At 55.9% G+C, this 15,547-nt stretch carries 11 protein-coding genes and 1 tRNA gene; 9 read left to right on the forward strand and 3 right to left on the reverse strand.

Features of this window, described 5'->3' with window-relative positions; all coding sequences use genetic code 11:
* Both F0155_RS12795 and F0155_RS12800 read left to right on the forward strand, forming a co-directional pair.
* Entirely contained in the window at window positions 1-3,147 is a 3,147-nt protein-coding gene (locus tag F0155_RS12795) for an efflux RND transporter permease subunit (RefSeq protein ID WP_150524911.1), read from the forward strand.
* Between the two features lie 185 nt (window positions 3,148-3,332).
* Window positions 3,333-4,457: an aminotransferase class V-fold PLP-dependent enzyme gene (locus tag F0155_RS12800; RefSeq protein WP_150524912.1), complete on the forward strand. Its 1,125-nt coding sequence runs from the start codon at window positions 3,333-3,335 to the stop codon at window positions 4,455-4,457.
* A 67-nt stretch (window positions 4,458-4,524) separates the two neighbouring features.
* On the opposite strand, the gene F0155_RS12805 is transcribed toward F0155_RS12800, so the two are convergent.
* Window positions 4,525-4,600: transfer RNA gene (locus F0155_RS12805), tRNA-Lys, on the reverse strand.
* Between the two features lie 391 nt (window positions 4,601-4,991).
* Between F0155_RS12805 and F0155_RS12810 the strand changes: the two genes are divergently transcribed.
* The 5 genes from F0155_RS12810 (at window position 4,992) to F0155_RS12830 (ending at window position 10,612) form a co-directional block, all read left to right on the forward strand.
* Window positions 4,992-5,285 carry a hypothetical protein gene (locus tag F0155_RS12810; RefSeq protein ID WP_208999258.1) on the forward strand — a complete coding sequence of 98 codons (294 nt, stop codon included), beginning with the start codon at window positions 4,992-4,994 and terminating at the stop codon, window positions 5,283-5,285.
* Between the two features lie 243 nt (window positions 5,286-5,528).
* Entirely contained in the window at window positions 5,529-6,494 is a 966-nt protein-coding gene (locus F0155_RS12815) for a TAXI family TRAP transporter solute-binding subunit (RefSeq protein WP_150524913.1), read from the forward strand.
* Window positions 6,495-6,659: 165 nt separating this feature from the next.
* On the forward strand, window positions 6,660-9,281 hold the full coding sequence (locus tag F0155_RS12820; RefSeq protein ID WP_150524914.1) for a TRAP transporter permease: 2,622 nt from the start codon (window positions 6,660-6,662) through the stop codon (window positions 9,279-9,281).
* Window positions 9,282-9,293: 12 nt separating this feature from the next.
* Window positions 9,294-9,722 carry a universal stress protein gene (locus F0155_RS12825; RefSeq protein ID WP_150524915.1) on the forward strand — a complete coding sequence of 143 codons (429 nt, stop codon included), beginning with the start codon at window positions 9,294-9,296 and terminating at the stop codon, window positions 9,720-9,722.
* Window positions 9,723-9,874: 152 nt separating this feature from the next.
* A complete protein-coding gene (locus F0155_RS12830; RefSeq protein WP_150524916.1) occupies window positions 9,875-10,612 on the forward strand; it encodes a cytochrome c biogenesis CcdA family protein in 738 nt (245 codons plus the stop codon).
* Window positions 10,613-10,646: 34 nt separating this feature from the next.
* Here the strand turns inward: F0155_RS12830 and F0155_RS12835 are convergent, their stop codons facing one another.
* The gene (locus tag F0155_RS12835) at window positions 10,647-11,684 is read right to left on the reverse strand and encodes a hypothetical protein (RefSeq protein ID WP_150524917.1); all 1,038 of its coding nucleotides are present in this window, start codon (window positions 11,682-11,684) and stop codon (window positions 10,647-10,649) included.
* Window positions 11,685-11,851: 167 nt separating this feature from the next.
* Here F0155_RS12835 and glmU point away from each other — a divergent pair, with 167 nt between their 5' ends.
* Both glmU and glmS read left to right on the forward strand, forming a co-directional pair.
* Window positions 11,852-13,207 (forward strand): bifunctional UDP-N-acetylglucosamine diphosphorylase/glucosamine-1-phosphate N-acetyltransferase GlmU, encoded by a 1,356-nt coding sequence (glmU, locus tag F0155_RS12840; RefSeq protein WP_150524918.1) that lies wholly within the window; start codon window positions 11,852-11,854, stop codon window positions 13,205-13,207.
* Between the two features lie 115 nt (window positions 13,208-13,322).
* A complete protein-coding gene (gene glmS, locus F0155_RS12845; protein WP_150524919.1) occupies window positions 13,323-15,149 on the forward strand; it encodes a glutamine--fructose-6-phosphate transaminase (isomerizing) in 1,827 nt (608 codons plus the stop codon).
* On the opposite strand, the gene F0155_RS12850 is transcribed toward glmS, so the two are convergent.
* Entirely contained in the window at window positions 15,150-15,533 is a 384-nt protein-coding gene (locus F0155_RS12850) for a YbaN family protein (RefSeq protein ID WP_150524920.1), read from the reverse strand. It lies immediately after the preceding gene.
* Window positions 15,534-15,547 lie beyond the last annotated feature (14 nt).

The following is a 15,547-nucleotide window of genomic DNA, read 5'->3' on the forward strand; positions in this document are numbered from 1 at the left end:
ATGTTTTCCCAGTTCTTCATCTACCGGCCAAAGTTTGCGCTGGTCATATCTCTCGTGATCTCGATTGCCGGGGTCCTTGGATATCTCGCTCTGCCTGTTGAGCAGTTTCCCAACATCACGCCGCCTGTCGTCAACGTGTCGGCAAGCTACACCGGCGCCAGCGCAGAAGTGCTGGAAGAAACAGTCGCAGCTCCGATTGAGGGTCAGGTGAACGGCGTTGATGACATGATCTACATGTCATCAAACAGCGCCGACAGCGGCAATTACTCGCTGAATGTGACCTTTGCCGTCGGGACGGATCCCGACATTGCGACCGTCAACGTCCAGAACCGCGTATCTCAGGCAACCAGCCAACTTCCCAGCGAAGTCACAGCGACCGGCGTGACAGTGCAGAAGGCCTCAACAAACATGTTGCTGGTCGTCACGCTGTATTCCCCGGAAGGGTCCTACGACGAGGTGTTCCTGTCGAACTATGCCTCGATCAACATGAAGGACGCTTTGGCACGTGTTCAAGGTGTTGGCCGCGCGGATGTCATGACGGACTTTGCCTATGCCATGCGCATCTGGCTTGATCCGGATCGACTGGCCAGCCTCGGCATGACGCCGCTGGATTTCGTAGCTGCCGTGCGTGACCAGAATATCCAGGTTGCTGCCGGTCAGATCGGCGCTCCGCCGGTGCCGGACGGCCAGCAGTTTCAGTACACGATCAAGGCCAAGGGTCGCCTTTCCTCAACCGAGGACTTCGAGAAGATCATTCTTCGCACCGGTGAAGATGGTGCGATGGTGACCATCGGCGATGTCGCCCGGGTCGAACGTGCTGCGCAGTTTTATAACGCCAGTGGCCAGTTCAACGGCAAGCCGTCCACGGTTCTTGCCGTTTATCAGGCACCGGGTGCGAATGCTGTCGCCGTTGCTGCCGCCGTGAAGGAGCGACTGGAAAGTCTGTCGAGGTCCTTCCCGGAAGACATGGAATATGGCATCCCGTTTGACACGACGGAATTCGTTGAACAGTCGCTCAATGATGTGATCGAAACGCTGTTCGTCACCTTCATCCTCGTGGTGACCGTGGTCTTCATCTTCCTTGGAAACTGGCGTGCAACCATCATTCCGACAGTCGCGATTCCAGTATCGCTGATTGGCACGTTCGGTGTCCTTCTTGCCCTTGGCATGTCGCTCAACACGATATCGCTTTTCGCGCTTGTGCTTGCCATCGGCATCGTGGTGGATGACGCCATCGTTGTCGTTGAGAACGTAGAGCGTCTGATTGCCGAGGAAGGCCTGTCTCCGAAGGAGGCGACGGCCAAGGCGATGACACAGATCACCGGTCCGGTGATCGCGACAACACTCGTGCTTCTGGCCGTGTTTGTTCCAACGATCTTCATGCCGGGTATCACCGGTCGCCTCTATTCCCAGTTCGCGGTCACGATCTCCGTCTCTGTGATCATTTCCTCCATCAACGCGCTGACGCTTTCGCCGGCCCTGTGTGGTTTGATCCTCAAGCCTAGAACCGGACCGGCGCGCGGACTGCTCGCGATTTTCGAGAAGGGCATTGGGGCCGTTCGCGACGGCTACACGAGCCTCGTGCGCCGACTTGTCCGCATGTCCTTCATGGGAATTGTCGTCATCGGCGGTGTGCTGGTTGCCATCTACTATTTCAATGGTCGCCTGCCGACCGGCTTCCTGCCACTTGAAGATCAGGGGTACCTGATGGTCGACGTGCAGCTGCCGGATGGAGCCTCTCTCCAGCGGACCGAGGAAATCACGGCTCAGGTGGTGGAGTTCGCAACAAACACGCCGGGCGTGGAAAACGTCACCGTGGTCAACGGCTTCTCCATCCTCAATGCAGCGCTTGCCTCCAACTCGGCACTCGTCATTGCGACCATGGACAACTGGCAGGATCGTCAGGACCCTCAGCTTGGTATCAACGCGATTTTGAAGAGGTTCTGGCAGCAGTTCTCCACGATCCCAGGCGCGAATATCATTTCGTTCAATCCACCGCCCATTCCAGGTCTTGGAACGACCGGTGGTGTTGAAATGATCGTGCAGCAGACTGGGGGCGGCACGCCGCAGGATCTGGCGTCAGCCATTGGCTCGCTGGTCTATTCGTCCAACCAGAGCGCCGATATTGCTCAGGCCTATTCGACCTTCCGGTCGAATGTGCCACAGATCTTCGTTGATCTGGACCGCGAGAAAGCCAAGTCACTCGGCGTAAACGTGGCGGATGTCTTCTCCACTTTGCAGGCCTACCTCGGCTCCTACTACATCAACGACTTCAACATCTTTGGTCGCGTCTACCGGGTCATGCTGCAGGCTGAGGGTGAGTTCCGCAACAAGGCGGACGACATTGGTCGCCTCTATGTCCGGTCAACGGATGGAACGATGGTTCCACTGCGCACGTTGCTGACAACCGAAAACGTGCTCGGGCCGCAAACCCTCACACGGTACAACATGTTCCGGTCTGCCAGCGTCAATGCCGAGCCGGCCCCCGGTGCGTCCACCGGTCTTGTGATCGGAGCAATGGAGTCGGCTGCGGCTGAGGCATTGCCGTCCGGCTATACCTATGAATGGACGGGCACTGCCCTGCAGCAACAGGGGGCGGGCGATATCGTTCTGTTCATTCTGCTGCTGTCGATCCTGTTCGCCTATCTCTTCCTCGTGGCACAATATGAAAGCTGGACCATGCCAGTGGCGATCCTGTTGTCGGTGACCGTCGCGATGCTTGGCGCGTTTGTTGCGGTCTATCTCACAGGAGGAGACGTCAACCTCTACACCCAGATCGGCATGATCATGCTGGTGGGGCTCGGGGCCAAGAACGCCATCCTGATCGTCGAGTTTGCAATGGAGCAACGCGCGTCCGGTAAGTCCATCAAGGATGCGGCAATCGAGGCTGGGCACCTCCGGTTCCGGGCGGTGATGATGACGGCGCTGTCGTTCCTTTTGGGCGTGGTTCCCTTGATGACAGCCTCCAGCGCAGGCGCGGCCAGCCAGAACGCCATCGGCTTTGCCGTATTTGGCGGGATGCTCTTTGCGACCGTGTTCGGGGTCATCCTGATCCCGGTTCTGTATGTGCTCATGCAGTCCATGCGCGAGAAGGCCAAAGCCATGATGGGTGGCTCGACGGATACACCGCCTGCAGCGACCAGTTAACAGCGGTCAAAACATCTTGGAAGGAAAGGCTCGCCGGTTCCCTCCGGCGGGCCTTTTTATCTTCTGCCGAAACAGCATTTCATCTGATCAAGAGTTTTTGTGGTCGCAATTCAACAAATGAATTGGTCCGCCGTGCCGGCAGATGCAACACTGGCGCAAACGATCATCAGCCGACATGAGAGACAATGCTCCCGAACCTGCGCCACCTGTTTGATATCCCCGAAGACGTTGCCTATCTGAACTGCGCCTATATGGGCCCCTTGATGCATAAGGTTGTCGAGGCTGCGGAGAAGGGCGCCCGAGTCAAGGCGCAACCCTGGACGATCAAGCCATCCGACTTCTTTGAAACGCCGGAAAAGGTGAGGGAGCTGACAGGAAAGCTGATTGGCTGCTCTGCGGATCATATCGCAGTCATTCCATCTGCGAGCTACGGCCTTGCGATCGCCGCGCGAAACCTGACGATCAACAAGGGTCAAAGCATTATCGTCGCGGGAGAACAGTTTCCTTCCAACCGCCACATCTGGGCCAAACGTGCTGAAGAAACCGGCGCAGATCTTGTAACCGCAGATGGGCAAGACCTGACCGAGGCATTTCTGGGCGCCATAACGGCTGATACCGCTGTTGTGGCTGCCTCTGCATGCCGTTGGACCGACGGACGTGTGATTGACCTGGAGAAGGTCTCAAAAGCCTGCAAGGATGTCGGCGCCGCTCTTGTGCTGGATTTGACCCAGTCCCTTGGCGCAATGCCATTCGATGTGAAGGCTGTTGATCCTGACTTCATGGTCTGCGCTGCCTACAAGTGGCTGCTTGGCCCCTATAGCAGCGGCATTCTTTATGTCGCCGAGCGCCAATGGGAGGGGTCCCCGATCGAGGAGGGGTGGATGAACCGTGCCGGGGCGGAGAACTTTGCCCGTCTTGTGGATTACAGTAACCGCTACAGGCATGGTGCCCGTCGTTTCGACATGGGTGAAGTTGCTAATTTTGCTGCACTTCCGGCGTTATGCGTTGCTCTTTCACAGATAATTGAGTGGTCTGTGGATAACCTCTATTTGTCGCTTTCCAGGCGCAATCTCGAACTGGCTGCGCGAGCTTCGACAATGGGACTCCTCCCAGTGGGAGAAACCGAAAGAGCAGGGCACTTTTTGACCCTCGGTTTGAATGAGTCGGCGCCTGCCGATCTGGTTCAAAAACTTGCCGAAGAAAACGTTTATGTCTCCCAGCGCGGCGCATCCCTGCGGATCACACCGCACGTCTGGACGACGGAACAGGATATTGAGCGTCTATTTTCAGCCCTGAAGAAATACCTTTGAAGCTTCAAACTCCGCGAAATATCGCGGGTTTCACCATTTCATTTATCGATGTCCGTGGGAGATGAAATGGTGAGCCGACAGGGGTTCGAACCCTGGACCTACTGATTAAAAGTCAGTTGCTCTACCAGCTGAGCTATCGGCTCTTTCCAACAACCTGCGAAGCGGTTCAAGGCTTCGTTGTGGGAGGGTGATTGACCCGCCCCGTTGGTGTGGCGAGTGTTTAGGCCGAGCAGGAATGAGATGCAAGAGGAAATTTCGATATTTTTTGGTTATTCCACGGCCTAGGTAAAAAATACGAGGAAACTTATGTACATCTTGTCTGGCTAGCGGCGGTTAATAATAAATTACTATTATTGCTGTTGAACTTATGAGTTAATTGATGAATAAACATATTGATGGTAGTTCAGCCGGATCATGAATTTCATGTGAGGCATTTCACAAACCGGGGAATGTGCACTCCCCCGTAAGCAGAAATGCAAATTCGAATAGGTGTTCAAAGAAAACGCCGTCGAAAATACAGTGAAGAGAGGTACGATGTCGTACTACCAAGCAGAGAACGAAGTCGGCACGGTGGAGCTTGATTTCGTCAAAGGGCACATTGCTGCGACAATGACCCTTATACACGCGATGATAGAACAGGATGTTCTTGATCGGTATCAGTTGGATACTTTTTTTGCTGGTTTTGTAAGCCAACTGCCGCACACCCGCGAAACGATGAGCCTTAGACTTATTATTGATCAATGGCGCAACGCATTGCGGGAAGGCGAAGACGAGAAGGAACTGCGCGGTCGTCTGTTTGAAGTAATCAACGGCGGAAGAGCAAGTTGACTTTGTAAATGCCGGTCATGCTTCTGAGTGAGCTGACCGGCTTTTGCATGTCCATTTGCTTATACTGCGCGCATGGCATGGTGCAATTACCACGCGAATTTGTGTTCCTTTACCGACAAAAAACACTGTTTTTTTTCCAATTTTGCCATTGAGGGTTTTATCTCCGTCGCGTTTTTGGTTAGGTAGCTCTTCCGACTTTAGTTGGAGGGGCTCACGCCCATAACAATAAACGGAGGTTATCTCATGAAATTTGCTAGCCTCGCCCTCGGCGCCGCAATGATCGCAGGCACCTTTGGCGCAGCAAGCGCTGCTGAGCAGCAGTTCATTTCGATCGGCACCGGCGGTGTCACCGGTGTCTACTATCCGACCGGTGGTGCAATTTGTCGTCTGGTCAACAAGAACCGCAAAGAGCATGGCATCCGCTGCTCCGTGGAATCCACTGGTGGTTCCGTCTACAACATCAACACAATTCGTGCCGGTGAGCTCGAGTTCGGTGTTGCTCAGTCTGATTGGCAGTATCACGCTTACAACGGCACCTCCAAGTTCGAGGAGCAGGGCCCGTTTGAAGGCCTGCGCGCCGTATTCTCCGTGCATCCGGAGCCGTTCACACTGATCGTTCGCAAGGGCGCTGGAATTGCCGGTTTCGAAGATCTGAAGGGCAAGAAGGTGAACGTCGGTAACCCGGGTTCGGGTCAGCGCGCGACCACCGAAGTTGTCATGGAAGCCTTTGGCATGAGCATGTCTGACTTTGCTCTCGCTGCCGAGCTGAAGGGTGCTGAAATGGCCCAGGCTCTGTGTGATGGCAAGATCGACGCCATGATCTACACCATTGGTCACCCGGCTGCGGCGATCACCGAGGCTGCTACGACCTGTGATGTGGAACTGATTTCCGTTGAAGGCGCTCCGATCGACAAGCTGATCGCAGACAACCCGTACTACCGCAAGGCCACGGTGCCGGGCGGCATGTACAAGGGTACCGACAACGAAGTCACCACTTTCGGCGTTGGCGCAACCTTCGTGACCTCTGCAGACGTTTCTGACGAAGTCGTCTACACGGTTGTTAAGGGCGTATTCGAAAACTTCAGCGATTTCAAAGGTCTGCATCCGGCGTTTGCAAACCTGAAGGAAGAAGAAATGGCCAATGACGGCCTGTCTGCTCCGGTGCATCCGGGTGCTGAAAAGTACTACAAGGAACGCGGCTGGAGATAAGCCGATTTCCGGACCAGGCGAGACATCGCCTGGTCCTTTTTGTCTTTGACGACGAAACTCTCGGTCTTTGGGCGGCAGCTGACAGGAGTAGGGCCTGTTAAATCCAAAGCGGTTTGGGGTGCAGAATTCGTCCTCTGCAAAAGCAAGAATTCCTTGGGGGGCATCATGGCTGAAGAGGCCACAAACAAGTCCAATGTTGACGTCGATCTCATGGTCGCCGAAGTCGAGAGCGGAGCGAGAAACGCTGCCGGTCTCGCAGGAAAATTCATACTCGCTCTGGCCTGTGTCTGGGCCGTTTTCCAGCTTTATGTTGCGTCCACAATTCCGTTCATTCTGACGGAATGGACCGGCGCGAACCTGGTATTCAACAATCAGGAGACACGACAGATCCACCTGGCGTTTGGCCTAGCCCTGTCGATGCTCGCCTATCCGCTTTTCAAGTCCAGCCCGCGCAACCGCGTGCCAATGTATGACTGGGCTCTTGCGGCGATTGCCGCATCTTCCTGCCTCTATCTGCTGGTGTTCAAGAACGACATCGCCGATCGTGCTGGCTTGCCGACTACTGCGGACCTTGTCTTCTCCACCATCGGCATGTTGAGCCTTGGCGTCGCCGTATACCGCGCCCTTGGCCTTCCGCTTGTGATCGTGGCTTCCGTCTTCGTCTTCTATGTGTTCTTCGGACACCTTTCCTTCCTGCCCGACGCGGTTCAGTGGAAGGGCGCGTCCTTCGGAAAGGCCATGTGGCATTTCTGGATGCAGACAGAAGGCGTGTTTGGCGTCGCGCTTGGCGTATCGGCGTCAATGATCTTCCTGTTCGTGTTGTTTGGTTCGCTGTTGGAACGGGCAGGGGCTGGCAATTATTTCATCAAGCTCGCCTTCGCTCTTCTCGGTCACCTTCGGGGCGGCCCGGCGAAGGCCGCAGTTGTCGCATCTGCGCTTTCCGGCCTCTATTCTGGATCGTCAATTGCCAACGTGGTGACCACAGGGACCTTCACCATCCCGCTCATGAAGCGGACCGGCTTCAAGCCTGAAAAGGCCGGTGCGGTCGAAGTGGCATCCTCCACAAACGGTCAGTTGACACCGCCGGTCATGGGTGCTGCAGCGTTCCTGATTGCAGAGTTCACTGGCGTTGCCTACCCGACGCTCCTGCTGCACGCGGTTCTTCCGGCGCTGATTTCCTATATTGCGCTTGTCTATATCGTGCACCTTGAAGCGCTAAAACTTGACCTGAAGGGCATGGAGCGCCCGCCTGCGACCATGACTGCTGCCCGCAAGCTGTCCGGCGTGCTTCTCGGCTTCCTGCTCATGGCAGGCCTTGCCATGGCTGTCTATTATGGCCTTGGCTGGATCAAGGTTGCCTTCCCGAACATGACATTCGGCGCAGCCGTTGCCCTGTTCCTTGGTGCTTACCTCATCCTCGTCAAAGTGGCTGCCGACCAGCCGGATCTGGAAATGGATGACCCGAACGCACCAATGACCGTGTTGCCGCGTCCGTGGGATGTCGCAGTGACAGGCTTTCACTTCCTGTTGCCGATCGTCATTCTGCTCTGGTGCATCCTGGTCGAGCGTCTGTCACCGACATTGTCTGCCTATTGGGCTACGGTTGCGATGATCGTCATCCTGCTGACCCAGCATCCGCTGAAGGCCTTCTTCCGTGGGGGCGGAGCCTTTGGTGAAGCATTCCGTCGTGGCGGTCGTGATTTGTTCGACGGCATGATTGCCGGGTCGCGCAACATGATTGGTATCGGCGTTGCAACAGGTGCAGCTGGTGTCATCGTGGGCACTGTGTCCCTGACCGGTGCGCACCAGGTGGTGGGCGAACTTGTCGAGTTCCTCTCCGGCGGCAATTTGATGTTCATGTTGATCCTCGTGGCTGTCATGAGCCTCATTCTGGGAATGGGCTTGCCGACGACGGCCAACTACATGGTTGTGTCCTCGCTGATGGCACCAGTCATTGTGTCGGTTGGCGCCCAGTCCGGACTGATTGTCCCGTTGGTTGCGGTTCACCTGTTCGTGTTCTATTTCGGCATTCTTGCAGATGACACGCCACCAGTTGGTCTGGCGGCCTTTGCGGCTGCCGCTATATCCGGGGGGGACCCGATCAAGACGGGTATCCAGGGTTTCGCCTATGACATCCGCACTGCACTGCTGCCGTTCCTGTTCATCTTCAACACCGAATTGCTGCTGATTGATGTTGGCCCGGCCAAGGCTGTCTTCATCTTCATCGTAGCCGTCATAGCCATGATGTTGTTCGCGGCGGCCACGCAAGGGTACTTCTTTGCCCGCAGCAAGCTTTGGGAAAGCGCAGCGCTTCTCCTGATCGCGTTCACGCTGTTTCGTCCGGGGTTCTGGCTCGACTATGTGCAGGAGCCTTACATCGACAGTCCGGGCACCGAGATTGCCACGCTTGCGGAGGCAACTCCGGCAGATGGCAACCTGCGTATCGTGGTGAGGGGGCCTGACTTTGACAATGCGGACAAGATTGTCGATTTGACGCTCTTGCTGCCCTTGGGCGAAGCAGGGTCCGGCGAGGAACGTCTGAAGAAACTTGGTCTTTCCATGATGGAGGAAGACGGACGAGCCCTTCTGGAAGAGCCATTCCCGGGCACACTGATGTTCGAGAGGCTGCAGAACTTCGATTTTTATGGTGATGAGCCGGTTGAAGTTGCTGTTGTCCAGACCGAAGCGGAGCGTATGCCCAAGGAAGTCTTCTACATCCCGGCATTCCTCTTGCTGATCTTGGTTATCGGGCTTCAAAGACGTCGCACTGACGTTCCTGCGTTCTGAGGAGAAAAGACCATGTACAAATCAATTCTCCTGCCCATCGACCTTGGCGAGGAAAGCTCCTGGACGAAAGCGTTGCCGACAGCTGAAAAGCTGGCGGTGACCTTTGGTGCGGAACTCCATGTCGTGTGTGTTGTTCCCGATTTCGGCAAATCCATTGTCGGTTCCTTTTTCCCAAAGGATTACGAAGGTGGCGCGCTGGAAAAGGCCAGCGAGATGCTGAAATCGTTTCTCGACGAGCACAATCCGGACGGCTTGGCCATCAAGGGGCATATTGCCCACGGGACAATCTACGAGGAGATCAACAAGACAGCCGACAAGCTGGGATGTGATCTCATTGTATTGTCTTCCCATCGACCGGAGTTGAAGGACTACCTGCTCGGCCCGAATGCCGCCCGTGTTGTCCGTCACGCAAACCAGTCGGTCATGGTGGTCCGCAGCTGATCCTGTGGTCCGGGCACAGTCCCTTTTTGCACATGCGTCAAACAGGCCTCTCGCAATGGTGAGGGGCCTGTGTCTTTTTCAGGCGGGAAAAGTGTCTTATCTAGCAGCTAGCAGACACAGGCAGTGCCGCCTCGGCAGGAAACGGGATTGGAATGCTTCAGGAAGTAACATTATTGGGTGCGGTTCTGGCAGGGCTTCTGTCATTCGTTTCCCCATGCGTCTTGCCACTTGTCCCACCTTATCTGGGGTATCTTGCGGGGGTCTCCCTTGAAGAACTGGCTGAAGAACGCGCGGACCAAGCTGCTGCCCGGAAAGTCTTTTTCACAGCGCTTTCATTCGTTGCCGGCTTCTCGACGGTTTTCGTGATCCTCGGTGCAAGTGCGAGCCTTCTTGGTCAGTTCGTCAGCCAGTATATCCAGTATCTGAGTTATGTGGCCGGAGCGGTCATCATCGTCATGGGGCTGCACTTCCTTGGTGTCTTCAAGATCGCTCTTCTGTATCGGGAAGCCAGGGTTCAGGTCGATCGCAAACCGGCCGGTAGTCTCGGGGCCTACCTGATGGGTCTCGCTTTTGCCTTTGGTTGGACCCCGTGCGTCGGTCCGATTCTGGCAACAATCCTGTTTGTTGCAGGTTCCGAGGATACAGCGGCGCAGGGAGCAGTCCTGCTCAGCGCCTATGCGCTCGGCCTTGGCATACCGTTCTTGTTCGCTGCCCTTTTTGCAGGTCCATTCCTGAAATTCATGGTCCGGTTTCGCAAGCACATGGGGCTGGTGGAAAAAGGTATGGGCGTGGTGCTGGTGATCACCGGCATCCTGTTCCTGACCGGACAAATGGCGACACTATCTTTCTGGCTGCTTGAAACATTCCCTGCGTTTCAGAGCATCGGATAGCTTGGACGGAATTTTGGATTGAGCTTGAGCGCGATCAGTTGCGTGCGGTGGTCGCGGTCAGTGCATCGCCGCTGAAGAGCGCCGGATGGCACTTGTCGCTGACTTCCAGCAGGCGCAGGCAGGCAACCGCAGCATCAGCTGCATTGCCAAAAGGCCCTACAAGGAGCGTGAGGGGAGCATCCGCCGCACCTTCCGATGCCAGCAGCGGTTGAAGATCGCGCATGCGATCATCATTTTGTTCCTTGAACTTGCCCCATGCGACAATCGCGTCTTCGCGGGTTTCGTAAGTGCCGATGGCAGCGCCAAAGGTCGAACTGTTGAGGCTTGATCCGCCCGTTGTGTTCAAGCGACCGACTGGTTTTGAAGGAAGAACGACACGCGGCTTTTCCTCGGGCGTCGCAACATGGTGCGCAGGATCAATCGAGCCGGTAATCGTCGGCGGCGTTGGATCCGTCGGCAATGTGACCAGTTTCACAGGAGATTGCGCCACAACAAAGCTCTCTTCCTGAGGTGCTTGCTGCATTGGCATCGGACGTGGCGCCTGAACGACCTGCTGTTCCAGCTCATTGGGCGTATCGCGAAACTGGACTGCGGTTTTCACCGTGACGCTTTTTTCAGGAGGCTTGCTTGTGTCACTTGCCATCTGGGTATTGGTTCGCAGATCATCTTCCAGCGCAGCGATGCGTGTGGAATAGATCCGGTTCTGTTCACTCAAGCTTTCAAGGCGGCGCCGCATTTCAACGACTTGGAGCTGAAGCGTTTCCAGATGGCTTGCCACTTCATCCGGTTTGGCATTCGAAGGTGAGCCTGGTGGAAGCACACCGACGCTGACAGCGTAGGGATTGTTCACCGATGCTGTCGTGGACACCGGCCCGGGGGCAGGCAGTGGAAGCCCGCTCACTGCGAAGCGGCTGCCAAAATTATCCGGTGCATTGGCAAACTGTACGGACGCAACACCGACTGAGCCAAACAGAATCGCCGCAACCGCCCAGCTGGCGACCGAAAGCCGCTGCGGCGTCAGGGTTTCTTGAACCTTGTCGCGGGTCGATTTCTTTGGCTTGGGATCCAGCAATGAACGGCTTCCAGCTTAAAAAACGAATCTCTAGATGATCAGGCTGTATTTCAGCCCATTTAAGGTTAATGAACAACGAATGTTAGAAAGATGCCCCCTGAGAACTTTCACATTTTGCCAAAGAAAGGCATACCTGCGGGGCAATTCATCCAATCGGGAAAAACTGCATGTCTGACCGTACCTGTCTCTCCGTTGTTCTGGCTGCCGGACTGGGCACCAGAATGCGTTCCTCTTTGCCCAAAGTCATGCACGAGATCGGCGGTTTGCCTTTGGTCGGTCATGTTCTGAAGGCACTTGCGGAGGCAGGGTCAAGCGAAGTCGCCGTTGTCGTGGGCCCGGACATGCCAGAGCTGGAACAGACCGTTTCAGCACTCAGCCCTTCCGCCAGATGCTATGTTCAAAGCGATCGGCTCGGCACGGCTCACGCGGCCCTCGCTGCCCGTGAGGCGCTTTCCGGGTCGAACGATGACGTTCTGGTTCTGTTCGGGGATACGCCGCTTGTGACGGCTGAGACCGTCGCAAACGTGCGAAAGAGGCTGGCTGCCGGGGCTGATGTGGTTGTGGTCGGCTTTGAGGCCGCAGATCCGTTTGGCTATGGCCGACTTCTCATGGAGGGCGAACAGCTTCTCGCAATTCGTGAAGAGAAGGACGCATCCGTCGAAGAACGCAAGGTTACCTTCTGCAACTCCGGCATCATGGGTTTTTCCGGCAGCAAGATCCTCGGGTTGTTGGACGCAATCGGGAATGCAAATTCAAAGGGCGAGTACTATCTGACGGATGCAGTTGAGATTGCGAACCGTGACGGGCTGAAAGTCGTGGCGGTTGCGGCGCCCGAAGATGAGGTGCAGGGGATTAACACCCGGGCACAACTCGCTATCTGCGAAGGTGTTTTTCAGGAGCGTCGACGGGCATTCGCCATGGAAAACGGAGCAACCCTGCGCGCGCCACAGACCGTGTTCTTCTCCCATGATACGATCATCGGTGAAGATGTAATCATCGAGCAAAACGTCGTATTCGGTCCGGGAGTTCGGGTTCAAAATGGCACAGAAATTCGCGCGTTCAGCCATCTTGAGGGCGCCGTCGTTGGTACAGAGTCTCGCGTGGGGCCTTTCGCCCGTCTTCGTCCGGGAGCAAACCTTGAGGGCAAGAACCACGTCGGAAACTTTGTTGAAGTCAAGAATGCATCGGTCGGCCTGGGGGCCAAAATCAACCATCTTTCCTATGTCGGTGACGCCAAGGTGGGCGCAAAATCCAACATCGGCGCGGGGACGATTACCTGCAACTACGACGGCTTCAACAAGCATCTCACCGAGATCGGCGAGGGGAGTTTTGTCGGGTCCAACAGCACTCTGGTCGCCCCCTTGTCGCTTGGGTCAGGCGCCTATATCGCAGCTGGCAGTGTTGTTACAGAAAACGTTCCGGACGAAGCCCTTGCGATCGGTCGCGGCAGGCAGGTCGTGAAGAATGGCCTGGGCAAGAAACTGCGAGCCCGGTTTCAGGCGATCAAGGATGCGAAGCGCTAGGTGCAATCAATCAATCCGTACAGTCCCTGTTATTTTCTGCAACAGGGTTTGATTTCAACATTGGACAGCCTCTCGTCTAAAGGAGGCTGTCTTGTCATTTATGGGAAATTTGCTGATGTGCGGAATTGTCGGGATTCTTGGTCGTGAAAACGTTGCGCCCTTGATGTTGGACGCTTTGAAACGACTGGAATACCGCGGATACGATTCCGCAGGTGTTGCGACTTTGGCTGGCGGATCAATCGAGAGAAAACGGGCGGAGGGAAAGCTTCGTAATCTCGAAGAGGTCCTGCGCGGAGCGCCGCTTGAGGGGCAAGTTGGGATCGGCCACACGCGTTGGGCCACCCATGGTGTCCCGAGCGTGCGCAACGCCCATCCGCATATGGCGGGAAAGGTTGCCGTTGTTCATAACGGGATCATCGAAAACTACCGTGAACTGCGTGAAGAAATTGTCGCTGCGGGCGAAGTCCTGACCTCGGACACGGATACCGAAGTCGTTGCACATCTGGTCAATCTTGAACTCGCAAAAGGTCTGTCGCCACAGTCTGCAGTCGCTGTAGTCCTGCCGCGACTGACCGGTGCATTTGCCCTTGCGCTGCTGTTTGCCGGTGAGGACAACCTGTTGATTGGAGCGCGGCGCGGTTCACCGCTTGCAATCGGCCATGGCGACGGCGAAATGTTCCTGGGTTCGGACGCCATCGCTCTTTCTCCCTTCACCGACCGCATCACCTATCTTGAAGAAGGTGACTGGGCGGTTGTTACCCGTAGCAGCCTTGATATTTTCGACGCACAAAATGCGCCGGTCGTTCGTCAGGAAGCCAAGTCTTCTGTCAGTTCTTCGATGATCGACAAGGGCAACTACCGCCACTTCATGGCAAAGGAAATCCACGAGCAACCGGAAGTCCTCGGCCACACGTTGTCGCATTATCTTGATCTTGGGGCGGGCAAGGTACGCATTCCCGACGCGAACCGCATCGATTTTGCCAAATTGAACAGAGTGGTCATTTCTGCCTGCGGAACCGCCTACTATGCCGGTCTGGTGGCGAAATACTGGTTTGAAAAATACGCACGGCTGCCGGTGGAAATAGATGTCGCATCTGAATTCCGATATCGGGAAACTCCGATTGTCGATACGGATTGCGCCATCTTCATTTCACAGTCTGGCGAGACGGCGGATACGCTCGCATCCCTGCGTTATTGCAAGGAAAATGGTGCAGCCATCGCTGCAGTCGTGAATGTTCCGGAAAGCACGATTGCGCGCGAATCCGACGTCATTTTCCCGACCCTTGCCGGACCGGAAATTGGTGTGGCTTCCACGAAGGCGTTTACCTGTCAGTTGGCCGTTTTGGCGTCCATTGCCGTGCATGCCGGACATCAAAGAGGTGTTCTGACTGACGAAAAGGTGGCAGAACTCGTTCGTGCGCTATCTGAAGTACCCAACCTCGCTCTGGCGGCCCTGAAACTGGAGCCGCAGATCGAAACTTTCGCCCATCCGCTTTCACGGGCCTCTGATGCGCTTTATCTGGGGCGCGGCACGAACTATCCGCTGGCACTGGAAGGCGCGCTCAAACTGAAAGAACTTTCCTACATTCATGCGGAAGGTTATGCGGCGGGCGAACTCAAGCATGGACCGATTGCGCTGATCGACGAAGACATGACCGTGTTCGTGATTGCCCCGCATGACGGTATCTATGAGAAAACCGTTTCAAACATGCAGGAAGTCGCGGCACGCGGTGGCAAGATTGTCCTGATTACGGACGAAAAGGGAGCCGGAGCTGAAACGGACGCGGCTCAGAGCAAGATTGTCATGCCGGATACGCATGAAATCGCAGCTCCCATCATTTACGCCCTGCCGATCCAGATGCTTGCCTACCACACGGCTGTATTCATGGGGACAGATGTGGACCAGCCGCGCAATCTCGCCAAATCGGTGACGGTGGAATAGTTAGCCGTTCTCTGGCGCTGTTTGAAGGCTGGAGGGCCGCGACATGACGTAGGCGGCGCACCCGATGAGGGACGCCGCCACCACCAGAGCCAGCCAAAGCTCGGGATGGACCCGCCACAAGAACAACCCAAATCCCAAGGTCATTCCGCCGACCGCGAAGGCCTTGGCCTTTTTTGAGATGATGCCGTGCTCGCGCCATGCGACCACAGACGGCCCGACGGTCGGGTGATTGAGGATCTTCTCCTCAAGCTTCGGCGACGACCTCGCGAAACATCCTGCTGCGAAAATGAAAAAGATGGTGGACGGCAACAGAGGCAGGATCGCGCCGACGATCCCGATAGCCACGTTCACAAATCCAAGCACGAGAAACGTTGTTCTGTGCAAACTCAATCTCCACC

Source organism: Roseibium sediminis (assembly GCF_008711325.1).
GTDB lineage: Bacteria > Pseudomonadota > Alphaproteobacteria > Rhizobiales > Stappiaceae > Roseibium > Roseibium sediminis.